This is a genomic window from Enterobacter cloacae complex sp. BZL2005 (genome assembly GCF_049238885.1).
Lineage (GTDB): Bacteria > Pseudomonadota > Gammaproteobacteria > Enterobacterales > Enterobacteriaceae > Enterobacter > Enterobacter roggenkampii.
In genome coordinates this window covers 1-552 of the sequence record NZ_JBMKGI010000052.1, presented here as the reverse complement: position 1 = coordinate 552, position 552 = coordinate 1, and the positions used below count along the sequence as shown (strand labels likewise).

Annotated in this window: 1 rRNA gene; it reads left to right on the top strand. The window is 53.1% G+C overall.

Annotated features, from left to right (window positions below):
* A 23S ribosomal RNA gene (locus ACOTXI_RS24265) occupies positions 1-552 on the top strand; the annotation flags it as partial.

Below are 552 nucleotides of genomic sequence, written 5' to 3'. Positions count from 1 at the left end.
CTTAGAAGCAGCCATCATTTAAAGAAAGCGTAATAGCTCACTGGTCGAGTCGGCCTGCGCGGAAGATGTAACGGGGCTAAACCATGCACCGAAGCTGCGGCAGCGACGCTTATGCGTTGTTGGGTAGGGGAGCGTTCTGTAAGCCGTTGAAGGTGGCCTGTGAGGGTTGCTGGAGGTATCAGAAGTGCGAATGCTGACATAAGTAACGATAAAGCGGGTGAAAAGCCCGCTCGCCGGAAGACCAAGGGTTCCTGTCCAACGTTAATCGGGGCAGGGTGAGTCGACCCCTAAGGCGAGGCCGAAAGGCGTAGTCGATGGGAAACAGGTTAATATTCCTGTACTTGGTGTTACTGCGAAGGGGGGACGGAGAAGGCTATGTTAGCCGGGCGACGGTTGTCCCGGTTTAAGCATGTAGGCGGAACGATTAGGTAAATCCGGTCGTTTATTAACGCTGAGGTGTGATGACGAGGCACTACGGTGCTGAAGTAACAAATGCCCTGCTTCCAGGAAAAGCCTCTAAGCATCAGGTAACATCAAATCGTACCCCAAACC